This window comes from Sphaerisporangium siamense (genome assembly GCF_014205275.1).
GTDB classification, from domain to species: Bacteria; Actinomycetota; Actinomycetes; order Streptosporangiales; family Streptosporangiaceae; genus Sphaerisporangium; species Sphaerisporangium siamense.
In genome coordinates this window covers 7,000,771-7,017,379 of the sequence record NZ_JACHND010000001.1, presented here as the reverse complement: position 1 = coordinate 7,017,379, position 16,609 = coordinate 7,000,771, and the positions used below count along the sequence as shown (strand labels likewise).

The 16,609-nt window shown below is 73.4% G+C and carries 15 protein-coding genes; 10 read left to right on the top strand and 5 right to left on the bottom strand.

Annotated features, from left to right (window positions below; genetic code table 11):
* The first annotated feature begins 38 nt into the window (after window positions 1-38).
* The 7 genes from BJ982_RS32015 to BJ982_RS31985 all read left to right on the top strand — a co-directional run bounded on the left by BJ982_RS32015 (window position 39) and on the right by BJ982_RS31985 (window position 6,280).
* Window positions 39-806, top strand: coding sequence for a metallophosphoesterase family protein (locus BJ982_RS32015; protein WP_184886254.1), 768 nt, complete (start codon window positions 39-41; stop codon window positions 804-806).
* Between the two features lie 84 nt (window positions 807-890).
* Window positions 891-1,328 carry an SRPBCC family protein gene (locus tag BJ982_RS32010; protein WP_184886252.1) on the top strand — a complete coding sequence of 146 codons (438 nt, stop codon included), beginning with the start codon at window positions 891-893 and terminating at the stop codon, window positions 1,326-1,328.
* A complete protein-coding gene (locus BJ982_RS32005) occupies window positions 1,325-2,536 on the top strand; it encodes an ArsA family ATPase (RefSeq protein ID WP_184886250.1) in 1,212 nt (403 codons plus the stop codon). Before BJ982_RS32010 ends, BJ982_RS32005 begins: the two co-directional genes overlap by 4 nt.
* Window positions 2,536-3,273 (top strand): hypothetical protein, encoded by a 738-nt coding sequence (locus BJ982_RS32000; protein ID WP_184886248.1) that lies wholly within the window; start codon window positions 2,536-2,538, stop codon window positions 3,271-3,273. The genes BJ982_RS32005 and BJ982_RS32000 overlap by 1 nt, the downstream gene beginning before the upstream one ends.
* Before the next feature lie 36 nt (window positions 3,274-3,309).
* Window positions 3,310-4,254, top strand: a complete 945-nt coding sequence (locus BJ982_RS31995; protein WP_184886246.1) for an ROK family glucokinase — start codon at window positions 3,310-3,312, stop codon at window positions 4,252-4,254.
* 22 nt (window positions 4,255-4,276) lie between these two features.
* On the top strand, window positions 4,277-4,966 hold the full coding sequence (locus BJ982_RS31990; protein ID WP_184886244.1) for an endonuclease/exonuclease/phosphatase family protein: 690 nt from the start codon (window positions 4,277-4,279) through the stop codon (window positions 4,964-4,966).
* Between the two features lie 111 nt (window positions 4,967-5,077).
* Entirely contained in the window at window positions 5,078-6,280 is a 1,203-nt protein-coding gene (locus BJ982_RS31985; protein WP_239122835.1) for a hypothetical protein, read from the top strand.
* A gap of 28 nt (window positions 6,281-6,308) precedes the next feature.
* On the opposite strand, the gene BJ982_RS31980 is transcribed toward BJ982_RS31985, so the two are convergent.
* On the bottom strand, window positions 6,309-6,767 hold the full coding sequence (locus BJ982_RS31980) for a hypothetical protein (protein WP_184886242.1): 459 nt from the start codon (window positions 6,765-6,767) through the stop codon (window positions 6,309-6,311).
* 134 nt (window positions 6,768-6,901) lie between these two features.
* A complete protein-coding gene (locus tag BJ982_RS31975; RefSeq protein WP_184886240.1) occupies window positions 6,902-7,663 on the bottom strand; it encodes an alpha/beta hydrolase in 762 nt (253 codons plus the stop codon).
* Window positions 7,664-7,892: 229 nt separating this feature from the next.
* On the opposite strand from BJ982_RS31975, the gene BJ982_RS31970 reads away from it, so the two are divergent.
* Window positions 7,893-8,600 (top strand): lysophospholipid acyltransferase family protein, encoded by a 708-nt coding sequence (locus tag BJ982_RS31970; protein ID WP_184886237.1) that lies wholly within the window; start codon window positions 7,893-7,895, stop codon window positions 8,598-8,600.
* A 121-nt stretch (window positions 8,601-8,721) separates the two neighbouring features.
* The gene (locus tag BJ982_RS31965) at window positions 8,722-9,231 is read left to right on the top strand and encodes a YceI family protein (protein WP_184886235.1); all 510 of its coding nucleotides are present in this window, start codon (window positions 8,722-8,724) and stop codon (window positions 9,229-9,231) included.
* A gap of 316 nt (window positions 9,232-9,547) precedes the next feature.
* On the opposite strand, the gene BJ982_RS39945 is transcribed toward BJ982_RS31965, so the two are convergent.
* Entirely contained in the window at window positions 9,548-12,211 is a 2,664-nt protein-coding gene (locus BJ982_RS39945; RefSeq protein WP_311772293.1) for a carbamoyltransferase HypF, read from the bottom strand.
* A gap of 112 nt (window positions 12,212-12,323) precedes the next feature.
* Window positions 12,324-13,355, bottom strand: a complete 1,032-nt coding sequence (locus tag BJ982_RS31950; RefSeq protein WP_184886233.1) for a LacI family DNA-binding transcriptional regulator — start codon at window positions 13,353-13,355, stop codon at window positions 12,324-12,326.
* A 584-nt stretch (window positions 13,356-13,939) separates the two neighbouring features.
* Here BJ982_RS31950 and BJ982_RS31945 point away from each other — a divergent pair.
* Window positions 13,940-15,391, top strand: coding sequence for an MFS transporter (locus BJ982_RS31945; RefSeq protein ID WP_275411670.1), 1,452 nt, complete (start codon window positions 13,940-13,942; stop codon window positions 15,389-15,391).
* Here the strand turns inward: BJ982_RS31945 and mmuM are convergent.
* A complete protein-coding gene (gene mmuM, locus BJ982_RS31940; protein ID WP_184886231.1) occupies window positions 15,367-16,251 on the bottom strand; it encodes a homocysteine S-methyltransferase in 885 nt (294 codons plus the stop codon). The two genes, BJ982_RS31945 and mmuM, sit on opposite strands and share 25 nt — an antisense overlap.
* Window positions 16,252-16,609 lie beyond the last annotated feature (358 nt).

Genomic DNA, 16,609 nt, shown 5'->3' with positions numbered 1-16,609 from the left:
GCGATAGGTAGGCCGCCGGCGCGTCTACGATGTCCGTCATGCGGGTGCATGTCGTCAGTGACGTCCACGGGCGCGCCGACGCCCTGGCCCGGGCCGCGGACGGCGCCGACGCGCTGATCTGCCTGGGCGACCTTCTGCTCTTCGTCGACTACGCCGACCACTCCCAGGGCATCTTCCCCGACCTGTTCGGCGCCGAGCGCGCCACCGAGTACGTCCGGCTGCGCACCGCCGGCCGCCTGGACGAGGCGCGGGACATGTCCGCCGCGCTGTGGCGGGCCCTCGGCGGCGACCCGCGCGAGCACATCGAGCGCGCCGTGCGGGAGCAGTACGCCCGCCTGTTCGCCGCGATGCCCACACCCGCCTACCTCACCTACGGCAACGTCGACCTGCCCGCCCTGTGGGCCGACTATGTCAGGGACGGCCACCACGTGCTCGACGGCCAGACCGCCGAGATCGGCGGCCTCACCTTCGGGTTCGTCGGCGGCGGCCTGCGCACCCGCTACCGCACCCCCACCGAGCTCGACGACGAGGAGTTCGCCAGGAAGGTCCGCGCGGTCGGCGCCGTGGACGTCCTGTGCTGCCACATCCCGCCCGCCGTCCCCGGCCTGCTGTACGACGTCGTGGCGCGGCGGTTCGAGCGGGGCAGCGAGGCCACCCTGGCCGCCATCCGCGAGACCCAGCCCCGCTACGCGCTGTTCGGCCACGTCCACCAGCCCCTGGCGGCCCGCACCCGCATCGGCCGCACCGAGTGCGTCAACGTGGGCCACTTCCGCGGCCGGGGAACCCCCTTCGTCCTCGACCTGTGACGCCCCTCCGGCTCCCGCCGTCCGCGCGGGCGGCGCGGCCCGGCGCGCGCACGTCCGCGGGCGCGGAACGAGTACGGTAAGCGCATGGCTGATCGCACCATCTCCAGCATCACGATCGCGGCCGATCCGACGGCCATCGTGGCGGTCATCGCCGACTTCCCCGCCTACCCCGAATGGGCCGGCCAGGTGAAGGCGGCGAAGATCCTGTCGGTGGGCGAGGACGGTCGTCCGGCGGCCGTCCGCTTCAGCCTCGACGCCGGAATGATCAGCGACGAGTACACCCTCGGCTACACCTGGCGGGGCGACGAGGCCGTCGACTGGCACATCGTCGAGTCCGGCAAGATGCTCTCCGCGCTCACCGGCGCCTACCGCCTCGTCCCGGCCGGGAACGCCACCGAGGTCACCTACGAGCTCGCCGTGGACCTGAAGGTCCCCATGATCGGCATGGTCAAGCGCAAGGCCGAGAAGGTCATCGTCGACACCGCGCTCAAGGGCCTCAAGAAGCGCGTCGAGGGCCGATGAGCGCGACGGGCGTCGCCGGTCCCGCGGGGGAGGCGGGCCCCAGGATCCTGCTGTTCACCGGCAAGGGCGGCGTCGGCAAGACCACCGTCGCCGCGGCCACCGCCACCCTCGCCGCCCGCCGGGGGCACAAGACGCTCGTGGTCTCCACCGACACCGCGCACTCGCTGGCCGACGCGCTCGGCGTGCCCGGCGCCGGCGAGCCCGCCGAGATCGCCCCGAACCTGTACCTGCAGCAGGTCGACACCCAGCGCGCCCTCGAACGCCACTGGGGCGACCTGCGCGACTACGCCAGGGGAGTGCTCGCCGAGCTCGGCCTCGACGAGATCACCTCCGAGGAGCTGACCGTCCTGCCCGGCGCCGAGGAGGTCATCGCCCTTCTGGAACTGCGCGAGCAGGCCGGCACCGGCCGCTGGGACGTCGTCGTGGTCGACTGCGCCCCCACCGCCGAGACGCTGCGCCTGCTCGCCCTGCCGGAAGCCCTCGACTGGCACGTCAACCGCCTGCTGCCCGCGGGACGCAAGCTGCTGCGCGCGCTGGCCCCCGTGATCCGCCACGTCGCCAGGCTCACCCTCCCCGAGGACGCGGTCGTCACCGCCGGCGAGCGGCTGCACACCGGGCTCATGGGCGTGCGCGACCTTCTGACCGGCGACAACGCCTCCGTGCGGCTCGTGCTCACGCCCGAGGCGGTCGTCGTGGCCGAGGCCCGCCGCACCTTCACCTCCCTCAGCCTGTACGGGTACCGGGTGGACGCCGTCGTCGCCAACCGCGTCTTCCCCGACACCGGCTCCGACCCCTGGCGGCGCGGCTGGGTGGAGTCCCAGGCGCGCCACCTGGCCGCCGTCCACGAGTCGTTCGCGCCGCTGCCCGTCCACACCGTCCCCTACCTCCCCGCCGAGCCGATCGGCGCCGAGGCGCTCGCCGCGCTGGCCGGGGAGCTGTACGGCGGGGCGGACCCGTTCGCGCCGCCGTCCGGCGAGCCGCCGCTGGTGATCCGCGCCGACGGCGAGGTGCGCGAGCTCAGCCTCGCCCTGCCGCTGGCCGGCCGCGACGAGGTGGGCCTGGCCAGGAAGGGCGACGAGCTGATCATCACCGCCGGGTCCTACCGCCGCGTGCTGGCGCTGCCCGCCGCGCTGGCCAGAAGATCGGTGCGCGACGCGGCGCTCCGCGACGGCCGCCTCCGGGTACGGTTCGAGGCAGGAGGGGCCTGATGACGGAGATGAACGACAACACCGGCGGCGCCGTGCCCGGCGGGCGCGACGACCGGGAAGAATGGCTGAGGAGCCGGGACGAGGAGCGGCGCGCCGAGCGCGGCTCCGGCCCGGACCCGGCCAGGGACACGGACCGGGACGCGGACCGGGACACCGGCCCGGACACCGGCGCTGACCCCGGCAGGGGCGCGGGCTGGGACACCGGCCTGGACTCGGCCGCCGGATGGGCGAGGGACGCCGCGCTGGGCGCGGGCCGTGACATCGCCCGCGAGATCCCCGACACGCTGGGGTCCATGGCGGGCGAGGCGCGCAAGCTCTTCGACTCCCTGCAGCAGCGGGTCGGCCGCGAGATCGGCAAGGGCTTCGTGAAGGGCGGCGTCAGCGGCCTCGGCCAGGGGCTCGGGCAGGCGTTCGGCGCCGGCGGCGGCGGCCGCTCGCACGGCGACGTGTGGGGCGAGGCCGTGAGCGGGCACCACGACGACGAGTACATCTGCCGGGCCTGCCCTGTGTGCCGGCTCAAGGCCGCGCGGCGCGAGGCCGGGGGAGACGTCGGCGACCATCTGGTGGCGGCGGCCGGGGAGCTGTTCGCCGCGTTCCGCCAGGCGGTGGACGCCGTCGCGCGGACCGCCGAGCCTGGGGGCGCGCGCGTCCAGGGCCGCCAAGGGGGCGCCGGCGGCCCGGCAGGGGGCGCAGGAGGGGGCACGGACACCCGGGTGGAGCACATCGACCTGGGCTGAGGGCCCGGTGGCACGCCCCGGGGGAAGGGATGAGACATGGCGCTGACGATCGGCGTCGACGTCGGTGGCACGAAGATCGCCGCCGGGGTCGTGGACGAGGACGGCCGCATCGTGGAGGACCTGCTGCGGCACACGCCCGCCGAGAGCCCCGACCAGGTCGCCGACACGATAGCCGAGGTCGTGGGCGAGCTCGCGGGCCGCCACGACGTCGAGGCCGTGGGAGTCGGCGCGGCCGGGTTCGTCGACGAGACCCGGTCGATCGTCCGCTTCGCCCCGAACCTCGCCTGGCGTGAGGAGCCGTTGCAGAAGAAGGTCGCCGAACGGGTCGGGATGCCGGTCGTCGTCGAGAACGACGCCAACGCCATGGCCTGGGGCGAGTACCGCTTCGGCGCCGGACGCGGCGAGAGCCACGTCGTGTGCGTCACGGTCGGCACCGGCATCGGCGGCGGCCTGGTCTTCGGCGGCACCCTGTACCGCGGGCGCTGGGGCATGGGCGCCGAGATGGGCCACATGCAGGTCGTCCAGGGCGGGCGGCTGTGCGGCTGCGGCAACCTCGGCTGCTGGGAGCAGTACGCCAGCGGCAACGCCCTGGTCCACGAGGCCCGGGTGATCGCCGCCGCCGACCCCGGGCGCGCGGCCCGCATGCTGGAACTGGCCGGCGGCTCGGTGTCCGACATCGAGGGCGAGCACATCACCGACGCCGCCCGCGAAGGGGACGAGGCCGCGCTCGCCGCGTTCTCCTCCCTGGCCGGCTGGCTCGGCCAGGGCCTGGCCGACATCGCCGCCGTGCTCGACCCCGGGTGCTTCATCCTCGGCGGCGGCGTCTCGCGTGCCGCCGACCTGTGGCTGGACCAGGCGCGCGCCGCGTTCCTGAGCGCCCTGACCGCGCGCGAGCACCGCCCGCACCCCGACCTGCGCACGGCGGAGCTCGGGGCGTCCGCGGGGCTGGTGGGCGCGGCGGACCTGGCGCGGCAGCCCTGAGGACCCGCGCCCGGAGCAGGTCATGATCCGCGTCGGCACCTACAACGTCCGGTCGATGTACGACGACACGGCGGCGCTGGCGCGGGTCATCACGGCGATGGCCCCGGACGTCCTGTGCGTGCAGGAGGCCCCGCGCCTGACGCGCTGGCGGCGCAGGCGCGCCGAGCTGGCCCGCTCCGCGGGCCTGCGCGTGGTCACCGGCAGGCGGTTCGGGGGCGTCGCGGTGCTCGCCCCCCCCGGCACCCGGGTCCTGCACGCCGAGAGCCACCTGCTGCGCCCGTTCGCCGGCCTGGAGCGGCGCGCGGTCGCCGTGGCCGTGGTCGCGCACGCGGGCACCCGCGTCACCGTCGCCTCGGTGCACCTGGACCTGCACGCCGCCGCGCGGCTGTGCCACGCCGTCGAGATCATGCGGCTCGTGCGCCCCATCTCCCTGCGGTACGGCGCGCCGGTGGTCATCGCGGGCGACCTCAACGAGCGGCCGGGCGACCCGGTGTGGACCTACCTGACCCGCGGCCTGGCCGACTGCTACGCGCTCGCGCCGCGCGGCGAGGGGCTCACCTTCTCCGCGCGCGAGCCGCGCGACCGCCTGGACGCCGTCCTGGCCGGGGAGGGGCTGGAGGTGCGGTCCTGCGGCGGCGTCGAGGCGCGGGTCGCCGACCTGCGGGCCGCCAGCGACCACCTGCCGGTCGTCGCCGACCTCGCCACCCGCTGAGGCGTCCGGCCGTCGTCGCCACGGGGACGGGCAGGACGAGTTCAGGTGACCTTTCGGTCAACACTGGCGTACCTTACGCGCACGTGATGACGGGACACGTACCATTTGGTCATGTCCCGCCGCCTGTCGCGGCGTGCCCTGCCCTTGTGCGTGTTGCTGACCGGCGTGCTGACCGGTGGATTCCTGCGCGCCACATCCGCGGCGCACGCCCACGTCGACCCGGCCCGGCCCCAGGCCGCCGACCGGTCGCCGTCCGCGCTTCTCCAGCAGTCGGCCACCGCGCGCCTGAAGGCCGACGCCTCCCTGTCCGACGTCGCCGGGCTGTCCCCCAACGACATCTGGGCCGTCGGCCAGGAGGACGTCTGGGAGGCGTGGCAGAACCGCAGCGTCATCACCCACTGGGACGGCTCGGCGTGGACCGAGATCGGCATCCGCAACGACGCCTCCGGCGCCGGGCACCTGCGCTCGGTCGCCGCCCCCTCCTCGCACGAGATCTGGGCCGTCGGCGACGGGCACGACGGCCTGCCGTACGTCGTGCGCGGCGACGGCTCGGCCTTCGACCGCGTCAGCGTGCCCCAGTTCGGCTCCACCGACTGGCTCGGCGGCGTGGCCGCCGTGCCCGGCCGCACGGTAGCCGTGGGCAGCCGCGGCAAGCACCCCCTCATCGCCACCGCCGACTCCGCCGGCTGGTCGGTCACCGAGGGCGAGGAGAACGGCACCCTGTACGGCGTCGCGCTCACCCGCAAGGGCGACCAGGGCTGGGCGGTCGGCGACGACGGCACCCGGCCGGTGATCATGCGCTTCGACGGCGACACCTGGGACACCGTTCCCGCCCCGTCCATCGACGGCGGATTCCTGCGCGACGTCGCCGTGGACGGCCCCAAGAAGGCCGTCGCCGTGGGCGGCGTCTACCGCGACGGGGAGAAGGTCGCCCCCCTCGTGCTCACCTGGAACGGCAAACGGTGGAGCCGGGCCGGCCTCCCGGCGCGGCACGCCGAGCTGTACGGCGTCGCCGGGGACGGCAAGGGGCGCTTCTGGGCGTCCGGCTACGACCCCGAGCACGCGGGCCAGGCGTTCCTGCTGCGCAGTTCCGGCTCCGCCTGGCGCGTCGTGCGGGGACGCTCCGCGCCCGCGCCGCGCACCATGCGCCTGCAGGCCGTCACCCACGTCGGCGACCTCACCCTCGCCGTGGGGCACGTCGTCGACGCCGACGAGCGGTACACCGACGCCGTCGAACGCTTCCGGCCGTACACCTCCAAGGGCGGCTCCGCGGACGGCACGCCGCGGCCCCCGACCTCCCCGGCCCAGCGGTGACCACGGGCCTCGGATGGGACGGGGACGGTCAGATGACCGCGCCGTCGTCCCAGCCCGAGTCCGGGGGAGGGCCGTCGCCCATGCGCACGATCAGCGCGACGAAGCCGCCGATGAACGCGGCGATCGCCGTGAAGATGATCCAGCCGTCCATCGGCCACGTCAGCAGCGCGGCGAGCAGCAGGTAGGCGGGGCCGCCGAACAGCGCCAGCCAGGCGATCTTCGTGCCCGGGTCCATCTTCGGCAGCGGCGGAGGCGGAGGCGGGATGTAGTGATCGTCGTCGTCCTCCGGCGGAGTGGGGGGACGCTGTTCGCCGGTCTCCTCGCGGGCCTCGGCGGGAGGCCGGGCCGTCACGGCCTGGGAGGCGTCCTCGGCCGGGACGTTCTCGCGGTCCGGCCAGGGCTGGGTGGCCGAAGGGGCTTCGGCGGTCTGGTTGAAGGAGGCGACGATCTGACGCCAGACCTCGTCCTCATCGCTCTGCGGCGTCACCGGTCACTTCGATTCGTCCAATGCTCATGATCATGACTGGATGGCTGGTGCTGATCGCGTTACCGGGCCGGCTCCGCCGCCGGCGGCCCGGCCTCGCGGAGGTCCGCCGCCGTGCCGCCTCGCCGTAAGGCCGGTCAGTCTCGTTGCAAGGGTACCGAGGCGTGAATCCTGATGAATTCGAGGCTGCCCTCGAAGATCTCGGGGGCATCGTTGTCCAGAGTCGCGACGTGGTAGCTGTCGACGCATTCGCGCACGGTCAGGTTGTCACCCATCACCTCCCTCAGCAGCTTCACGCTCGCGGGCTTCACGACATGGTCCTCGGGGCTGTGGTAGACGAGCACGGGCTGGGTCACCCGGCCGAGCTCCGACTGCACCAGCGACCACAGCCGCGGCAGCGTGGCCGCCGCCTTCACCGGGGTGCGGGTGTACCCGACCTCGGCCACCCCTTCGCGCTTGATGTCGCCCGCCACCCCCGGCACCGACGCCACCAGGAACTTCAGCACCAGCGCCAGCTTCAGCAGCGGCACGTCGCTCACGACGGACGGGTTGACGATCACCAGCCCTCGCACCTGGGGGCCGTGGACCTCGGCCAGCCGCAGCGCCATGCACCCGCCGAGCGACAGGCCCATGACGAACACCTCCGCGCAACGCCCCCGCAGGGACTCGAAGGCGCGCTCCAGCTCGGCGTACCAGTCCTCCCAGCGGGTGCGGTTCATCTCCTGCCAGGTCGTGCCGTGACCCGGCAACCTGGGTAGCGACACCGTCAGGCCCGCTGCCGCCAGATGATCGGCCCACGGGCGCAGCGCCTGCGGAGTCCCGGTGAAACCATGACAGAGCAGGACGCCGATCTGGCCGCCGTCGTGCTCGTACGGCTCGGCGCCCGGCATGAGCGGCATGACGTTTCCTTCCTGTCCCCACCCTGACACGCTCGCCTGATCGTCGCACGTTCCCGGCTCCGCCGCGAGATCCGTAAGCTCGGTGTCGCGGTTGAGGGGCTCGCAAGTGTAGGTCCGGTGCGCCGGGCATGCGAAGATGACGCCACGTCGCGGCACACCGCCGTGATCGTCAAGAAGGCCCGACGACGCCGGACCAGCCGGAGACGAGCCAGAGAATGAGGTGCCCCGCGTGTTCTACTGGGTGGTCAAGGCCATTCTCGGCCCGTTCCTCCATCTCCTGTTCCGTCCTTGGGCGGAGGGGAAGGAGAACGTCCCGAAGGACGGCCCGGCGATCCTCGCCGGCAACCACCTGTCGTTCGCCGACCACTTCTTCGGCCCGCTGCCGCTCCCGCGCAAGGTCATCTCGCTCGGCAAGGCCGAGTACTTCACCGGCAAGGGCATCAAGGGCTTCTTCACCCGGCTCTTCTTCACCGGGGTCGGCACCGTGCCGATCGACAGATCCGGCGGCAAGGCCAGCGAGGCGGCGCTGCGCACCGGCCTGCGCGTCCTGCGCGAGGGCGAACTGCTCGGCATCTACCCCGAAGGCACCCGCTCGCCCGACGGGCGGCTCTACAAGGGCAAGACCGGCGTCGCCCGGCTCGCCCTGGAGTCCCGCGTCCCGGTGATCCCCTGGGCCATGGTCGACACCTTCGAGATGATGCCCCCCGGCCGGCCGTTCCCCAAGTTCGGCATCCGCCCCGGCGTCCGCTACGGCAAGCCCCTGGACTTCTCCCGCTACTACGGCATGGAGGAGGACCGCCTGGTGCTGCGCGCCGTCACCGACGAGATCATGTACGCGCTCATGGAACTGTCCGGCCAGGAGTACGTCGACAAGTACGCCGCCAGCGCCAAGGTAGAACTTGCCCGCGCCGCCCGCCGCGCCACCCAATCCTCCTGACCCCACCCGCACCCCCGGCCGCCCGCCGTCCGCGTGAACGGCGGGACAGGGATACCGCCCGGGGTTCGGGGACGCCGCGCGGGGATACTGGAGGAAGGATCCCCACAAGGTGAGTGAGGCGATGACCGAACGATTCTCGCCCACGCGGTCGAAGATCGGCATCGAGGCGAGCAGCAGCGTCCACCCGATCCACGGTGAGGCCGACGGCGTAACCGGCTACATCGAGGGCGCCTTCACCGGCGGCCTCCTCGACCTCGCCACCACCCCGCGCATGCGCCTGGAACTGCCCGTGGCGCGCCTGCGCTCGGGCAACGCCCTGTACGACGGCGAGCTGCGGCGACGGGTCGACGTCCGCGCCCACCCGCACGTCGTCGGCGAGGCCACCGACGTGACCGCCCTGCCCGACCCGGGCCGCTACCTGGTCCGCGGCCGGCTCTCCTTCCACGGCGTCACCCGCCCCGCGGAGGGAGAGATCACCGTCTCCGCCCCGGACGACCACACGCTCCTCATAGAGGGCGAGCAGTCCTTCGACATCCGCGACTACGGCCTCCAGCCCCCGCGCTTGCTGATGCTCCGCCTCCACCCCACAGTCCACGTCCGCATCCACCTCATCGCGGACCGAGAACGGTAGCGGCCGACCATGCGGGGGCGTCCCGACTGGAGGGTCCGCCAGGGGTCCGCCTGGGAAACCGACTACTGGGGTGGTCCGTCCAGGAGACCCGTCGGTCGCCTCGCCCGGGCTGCCCGGAGGACCGCTCGGCCCTCCGCGCCGCTGACGGCCGGGAGGCCACTCACGCCAGGTGGCCGAGGGCCGCCTCCACCGGGTGACCCAGGTGGCCGTTCACGGTGGGTGGCCGAGCGCGGCCGCTCATGTCGGGTGGCCAAGGGCGGCCATTCATGGCGGTGGCCGAGGGTGGTCGTTCATGCTGGGTGGCCCAGTCGGCCGCTCATCCCGGGTGGCTGAGGGCGGCGGCCACTGCCGCCTGGCCGAGGCTGATGCCTCCGTCGTTGGGGGGGACGTTCTTGTGGGTCAGGACGGTGAAGCCTCGCTCTTCCAGCCCGGCCGTCGTCCCGGCGACCAGGCGCGCGTTCTGGAACACCCCGCCTGACAGCGCCACCACGCACAGTCCCGTCTGTTCGCGCAGCCGCACGCATCCCTCCACGATCAAACGGGCCACCCCGTTGTGGAAGCGCGCGGCGACCACCCCCGGTTCCGCGCCGGCCCCGAGGTCGTCCACCACCGCGCGCACCAGGTCGTGCCCCATCGCGACGAACATCTCCTCCCCGCCGTCCGCGCGCCCGGCCCCCGGCCCCTCCGCGCGCCCGGCCCCGATGATGCGGCAGGGGTATGTGCCCGCCTCTCCGGGGGCGGCGGCGCGTTCCAGTTCGACGGCGGCCTGACCCTCGTAGCTCACTGTGTCGCGGCCGATGGCGATCGCGGCGACCGCGTCGAAGAGGCGCCCGGCGCTGGAGGTGAGCGGGGCGTTGACGGCCCGCGCGGCCAGCGCGGTCACCGCGTCCCACCGCGCCGCGTTGCGCTCGCGCACCGCGAGCCCGGCCGTCCCGGCGTTTCCCTCGGCGTGGCCCCGTCGTCCGATATCGGGAAAGCTCATGGAGAGACCGGTGAGCTGTGCCGCTCCATCGGCGGGGTCCCGGTGTCCGCCATCGGGAAACCTGCCGGAGATACTCGCGAGGTGGGCCGCTCCGTCGGTAGGACCTTGTCGAACGCTGTCCGGAACGCTCGGGGAGAGGTCTGCGAGGTAGGCCGCCGCCATGCGCCAGGGCTGGCGGATCGCCGCCGCGCCGCCCGGCATGGGCACCGTGGCCAGGTGCCCGGCGCGCCGGAACCCGGTCAGGTCCGCCACCAGGAACTCCCCGCCCCACAGCGTGCGGTCCAGGCCGTATCCGAGGCCGTCGAAGGCCACCCCGATCACCGGGCCCGCGGCGCCGTTGTCGGTGAGGCACGACGCGATGTGCGCGTGGTGGTGCTGCACGGCGACAAGCTGGACATCCCCCCGCTCCAGCGCGTACTTCGTCGAGAGGTACTCGGGGTGCGGGTCGTGGGCCACGACCTCGGGGCGGATGCCGAAGAGCCGCTCGAAGTGGCGCACCCCCTCGGTGAACGACCGCAGCGTCTCGTAGTTCTCCAGGTCCCCGATGTGCTGGGACACCAGCGCGTGCCGGCCCCGCGCCAGGCAGAAGGTGTGCTTCAGTTCGGCCCCGCACGCGAGCACCGGACGGCGTGCCGCGCGTACGAGCGGGGAGGGCCGGGGAACGTGCCCACGCGACCGGCGTACCGGCACCTCGCGCCCACGCACCACCCGGACCACCGAGTCGTCCGCCCGCGTGCGGATGGCGCGGTCGTGAAGCAGGAAAGCGTCCGCCAGGCCGCCCAGCAGGGACAGCGCGTCGGCGTCCAGGTAGGCGATCGGCTCATCCGACACGTTCCCGCTGGTCAGAACGATCGGTTGCGGGAACTCGCGCAGGAGCAGATGGTGCACGGGGGAGTACGGCAGCATGACCCCGAGCATCCGGTCACAGGGCGCCACCGAAGGAGCGATGAGCGTCACCACGGACGGGTCGATAAGCGGGGCCACAGAAGCATCGACGAGTGGCCCCACCGCCGCGGCGACATCTCCACTCCGCTGCTCAGCACCGCACGCGGAACCGTCTCCACCGTCCCCGGCACGGACACCCTGCGCCGATGCCAGGCCGGGTTCGGGGACGCGGGGAGTGGAGGGGATGTGGCGTCTGGCTAGGAGGACGATGGGGCGTTGGGGGGCGGTGAGGAGTCGTTCCTCGTGCGGGTCCGTCGTGCACAGGTGGCGGGCTGTCGCCAGGGTTGGAGTCATTACCGCGAACGGTCGCTCCGCGCGGCGCTTTCGGGCGCGCAGCGTGGCCACCGCGTCCTCGAGGTCGGCTCGGACGGCCAGGTGGTAGCCGCCGATACCTTTGACGGCCAGTACGCCGCCCCGGCGCAGGACGTTCGCCGCGCCCGCGATGGGATCGCCGGCGACCTCGGCCCACCTGCCCGGCGGCCGTGCGTCCTCGGTTCCGGCCGGGACGAGGAGGCGTAGGCGGGGTCCGCAGGCGGGGCAGCACACCGGCTGGGCGTGGAAGCGCCGGCTCGACGGGTCGTGGTACTCGGCCGCGCACGCCGGGCACATGGCGAACGGCGCCATCGTCGTGCCCGCCCGGTCGTACGGGGATGCCGTGACGATCGTGAACCGCGGCCCGCACGCCGTGCAGTTGATGAACGGGTACAGGTGCCTGCGGTCGGCGGGGTCGAACAGCTCGCGCAGGCAGTCGTCGCAGGTGGCGACGTCGGGGGAGATGAGCGCGCGGCCGTGGTCGCGGCCGGTGCTCGGCACGATGCGGAACCCGGGCTCGCCGGTCACCGGGAGCGGGCGCGTGGTCACCCGCTCGACGCTCGCCAGGGGAGGTGGCCGGTGCCGTACGGCGTCCGTGAACGCGGCCACGGCCTCCGGGTTCCCCTCGACCTCGATCAGCACGCCGCGTTCGTCGTTGCCCACGACCCCGTGCAGGCCGAGCCCCGTGGCGAGCCGGTGCACGAACGGGCGGAACCCGACCCCCTGGACGATGCCGTCCACCCTGACCTCGACTCGCGCGCACGCCCCCACCCGCCCAGTCTCGAATGGCCTCTGACCAGGGACAACGACCGGACTTCCCGCGTGTCGCGGCCGGGCGGGACCGCGCCGCGCGTCACATCGCGCGGGTGGACCCGCGGGGGACCAGTTCGGGCCGGAAGACGATCTGGCGGTGGGCGTGGGTCTCGGGGTTCTCGCACTCGTCGATGAGGAGCTCGGTGGCGACGCGGCCGAGCCTGCCGGTGGGCCGGCGGATCGAGCTCAGCGAGACGGCCGAGGCCGCCGAGAGGTCCACGTCGTCGTGGCCGATCAGGGCGACGTCCTCGGGGACGCGCACGCCCCCGCCCAGCAGGCCGCGCAGCAGGCCGAGGGCGAGCGCGTCGTTGGCGCAGAAGATCGCGTCGGGCAGGTCGTGCCCGGCCAGTAGGGTCTCGGCGGCCTGCCGTCCCGCCGCCGCGTTCATCGCGGGCACCTCGACCACCTGGAGGGCCGCGCCCGTGTCCTGCCCCGCCGCGCCGATCGCGTGGGCGGCGCCTCTGCCCCGGTCGCGGCACCGCCGGATCGCGAGCGGGCCGGTGACGTACGCCAGGCGGGTGGCGCCGGCGGCCATGAGGTGCCCGGCCGCCATGTGACCGCCGGAGAAGTCGTCGACGGCCACCCAGCACTGGTCGGGGCGGCGGACCTGGTGGTCGACGAGGACGACATGGATGCCGCGCTCCCGCACCACGTCCAGGCGGCGCGGGTCGTCGCCGGACGGCGTGATGATCAGTCCGCGCACCCGCTGCTCGGCGAAGACGCGCAGGTTGCGTTCCTCCCTGGCCCGGTCGCCCGCCGAGTTGCCGAGGATCACCGCGTAGCCGCGCTCGCTCGCCGTCGCCTCGACCCCGGCGGCGACGCCCGTGCAGAAGGGGTCGGATATGTCGGTCAGCGAGAGGCCGATCGTACGGCTGTGGCCCGCGCGGAGGGTCGAGGCCGAGCCGTGCCGGACGAAGCCCAGCTCGCTGATCACCTGCTCGACGCGGGAACGCGTCCGCGCCGCGACCTTGTGGGGACGGTTGAGCACGTTGGACACGGTTCCGGGGGAGACGCCCGCCTGCGCGGCGACCTCCTTGATGCTGACCGGCCCCGCGGTACTCCCCGTGGTCATCCGGACCCCTTCCGTGTTCGGGCGTTCATTAAAACGTGGGATCGTCGGCCCGCGCCAGTGGCCAGGGGGAAACACGGATCCCGGCGCCTTGCCTGCGCCCCGCCCCAGGTGGCACGGCCGAACGCGCGCAGTCCGCGTGAGCGAAGGAGGGGGCGGGCGGTCCACCGTTGGGGTGTTCGAGGGGAATGCGGCGATTCCCCCGAAGGGGGTGATCCGGCGGAGCGGATGTCCGGAGATGAATCCGGGGGCGTAGCCGGAGGGTTCCGCCGGCTTGGGGTGCGGAGATGTACCCGAAGATCCGGTTGTCCAGTGGCTTGGGCTGTGTGCGGTGGTGTGCCGGAGAGTCCGGTTCTCCAGTGGCTTGGATGTCCGAGGGATGAGCGCGGGGGTGTCTCCGGATGGGGGGAATCCGGTGGCTTGGGGTGTCCAGGAGGGAGTGCGGGGGTGTATTCGGATGGGGGGGATCCGGTGGCTTGGGGGGTATCGGGGTGAGTGCGGTGGTGTACCCGGGGGTGGGGTGATCTGACGGCGTCTGTATCGTCGTGCGTGTTCTTGATCGTCAAGGGAGCATCGGAGGGCCCCTCGTGACCGCATCCCCCTCGGCCGCGGGGCCCGAGGCGCCCGCGAAGAGGTCCGGCCTGGTGGTCGCGGTGCTCGCGTTCTGCGGGATCGTCGTCGCGCTGATGCAGACGCTCGTCGTGCCGCTGATCCCGGACCTGCCGCGCCTGCTCGGCACCTCGGCCTCCGACGCCTCCTGGGTGATCACCGCCACGCTGCTGGCCGCCGCCGTCTGCAACCCCGTCAGCGGCCGGCTCGGCGACCTGTACGGCAAGCGCCGCGTGATGCTGGCCAGCCTCCTGCTGATGGTGGCGGGGTCGGTCGTCTGCGCGGTGTCCAGTGGCCTGGTCCCGGTCGTGGCCGGCCGGGTGCTGCAAGGGTGCGCGATCGGCGTGATCCCGCTCGGCATCAGCATCATGCGCGACGAGCTGCCACCGGAGAAGCTGGGCTCGGCCATGGCGCTGATGAGCGCGACGCTCGGCGTCGGCGGCGCGATCGGCCTGCCGCTGGCCGCGTTCGTCGCCGAGCACGCGAGCTGGAAGACACTGTTCTGGATGTCGGCGGGCCTCGGCGCCCTCAACCTGCTGCTGGTGCTGCTCCTGATCCCGGAGTCGCCGCTGCGTGCGGGCGGCCGGTTCGACGTGCCCGGCGCGATCGGGCTCACGGCCGGGCTGTCGTGCCTGCTGCTGGCGATCAGCAAGGGCGGCGACTGGGGGTGGGGGAGTGGCGTGACGCTGGGCCTCTTCGCCGCCGCGGCGGTGGTCCTGGTCGGCTGGGCGTTCATGGAGCTGCGGGTGCGCGACCCGCTGGTGGACCTGCGGACGACCGTCCGCCGTCAGGTGCTGCTGACCAACCTGGCCTCGATCCTCATGGGCTTCGCCATGTTCGGCATGTCGCTGGTGCTGCCTACTCTGCTGCAGAGCCCCCGTGCCTCGGGGTACGGCCTTGACCTGACGCTGTTCCAGGCGGGCCTGTGCCTGGCGCCGGGCGGCCTGATGATGATGCTGCTCTCACCGCTGTCGGCCCGCGTCTCGCGCCAATGGGGGCCGAAGATCGCGCTCATGCTCGGCGCCCTCGTGATCACCGTGGGGTACGCCGCCGCGCTGGGCCTGATGGGCTCGGCCTGGGAGGTGGTCCTGGCCTCCTCGGTGATCGCGGCCGGGGTGGGGCTGGCGTACTCGGCCATGCCCGCGCTGATCATGACGGCCGTGCCCGCGTCGGAGACGGCGGCGGCCAACGGGCTGAACGCGCTCATGCGGTCCATCGGCACCTCCACCGCCAGCGCGGTGATCAGCGTCCTCCTGGCCCACATGACCGTCTCCCTGGGGACGTTCACGCTGCCGTCGCTGCGCGGCCTGCAGGTCGCGCTGATCGTGGCCGCCGGGGCGGGGGTGCTCGGCCTGCTGATCACCGGCTTCATCCCGGGGCGCGGCCGCTCCGTCCCCGGCAGGCGTCAGGAGAGGCTCGCCCGGATCTGACGGATGTGTTCGGGGGTCGTACGGCAGCAGCCGCCGATCAGCGTCGCCCCGGCGTCGCGCCACTCCCGGGCGGCCGCGCCGAACTCCAGCGGGTCGGCCAGCCCCAGCCAGCGGCGCCGCTCGGCGTCCCAGATCTCCCCGGAGTTGGGGTAGACCACGATCGGCGAGCCGGTGACGTGCCCGATGAGGTTCTTGACGTGACCCGGCGCCGTGCAGTTCACGCCGACGCCGACCACCTGGGTGTTCCCGGCGAACAGCTCCGCGCACTCGGACAGGGGCGTGCCGTCGTTGATGCGCTCGCCGTCACGGCAGGAGAAGCTCACCCACGCGTTGACGTTCGGCGTCTCCTCCAGCAGCCGGGCGATCGCGCGCGCCTCGGCGAAGGACGGGATCGTCTCGCACGCCAGCAGGTCGGCCTGGCTGTCGGCGAGCACCTCCCAGCGGGGGCGGTGCCAGGCGAGCAGGCCCTCCTCGTCGAGGTCGTAGTCGCCGGTGTACTCGGCGCCGTTGGCGAGGCTCGCGCCGTACGGTCCCACGCTGGCCGCCACCAGGCCGCCGCCCGCCTCGTCCCTGGCCTGCGCGGCGAGTTCCACCGACAACTGCAGCAGCGCCTGCACCTCCTGCGCGACGTGCCCGCGGCGCGTCAGGGCGGGGTAGCTCGCCTGGTAGCTCGCCGTGGTCGCGACGTCGGCCCCGGCGGCGAAGAAGTCGCGGTGGGCTCGCAGGATCGCCTCGGGGTTCTCCAGGAGCAGTCTGGCGGACCACAACTCGTCCCGGAGGTCGCAGCCGAGCGCCTCCAGATGCGTGGCGAGACCGCCGTCGAGGATCAGGACGTCGGTCTCATCAAGCTCGGAACTCACGCATATACCCTATGTCGGGGCTGGTCACACGTCGGCCACGCGGGACCCGCCACGCCCGTCCGCCTTCCACACATCGTCGTTGACCTGGGCATATGTCATTGCGACGGTTACGGGCACGCGAGGCGCGCCGGGGCACACGTGCGCTGCCGGCCCCGGCCGGGGGTACGGTGCGGTGGCCGGAAGACGTACCGGCGCGGGCCGTACGACGTACGGTACGGTCCCGTAAGGGCTTACGGTGCGGTGGCCGGAAGGGCGTAACACGCGCGCGTCCGGTGCCGATCTGGTAGGGCGGCCGATCGAGCAGGGGACGGGGGTGGCCGAGTGCTCGTGGTCCACGGGGCCTGGACCGAAGGGGGCC

Coding starts and splice junctions, on each gene's coding strand:
- BJ982_RS31975 (WP_184886240.1), bottom strand. CDS start 7,663: ATGCCGCTCATGCCGGGCGCCGAGCCGTACGAGCACGACGGCGGCCAG.
- BJ982_RS31965 (WP_184886235.1), top strand. CDS start 8,722: ATGACCGAACGATTCTCGCCCACGCGGTCGAAGATCGGCATCGAGGCG.
- BJ982_RS31995 (WP_184886246.1), top strand. CDS start 3,310: ATGGCGCTGACGATCGGCGTCGACGTCGGTGGCACGAAGATCGCCGCC.
- BJ982_RS32010 (WP_184886252.1), top strand. CDS start 891: ATGGCTGATCGCACCATCTCCAGCATCACGATCGCGGCCGATCCGACG.
- BJ982_RS31950 (WP_184886233.1), bottom strand. CDS start 13,355: ATGACCACGGGGAGTACCGCGGGGCCGGTCAGCATCAAGGAGGTCGCC.
- BJ982_RS32015 (WP_184886254.1), top strand. CDS start 39: ATGCGGGTGCATGTCGTCAGTGACGTCCACGGGCGCGCCGACGCCCTG.
- BJ982_RS31990 (WP_184886244.1), top strand. CDS start 4,277: ATGATCCGCGTCGGCACCTACAACGTCCGGTCGATGTACGACGACACG.
- BJ982_RS32005 (WP_184886250.1), top strand. CDS start 1,325: ATGAGCGCGACGGGCGTCGCCGGTCCCGCGGGGGAGGCGGGCCCCAGG.
- BJ982_RS32000 (WP_184886248.1), top strand. CDS start 2,536: ATGACGGAGATGAACGACAACACCGGCGGCGCCGTGCCCGGCGGGCGC.
- BJ982_RS31985 (WP_239122835.1), top strand. CDS start 5,078: ATGTCCCGCCGCCTGTCGCGGCGTGCCCTGCCCTTGTGCGTGTTGCTG.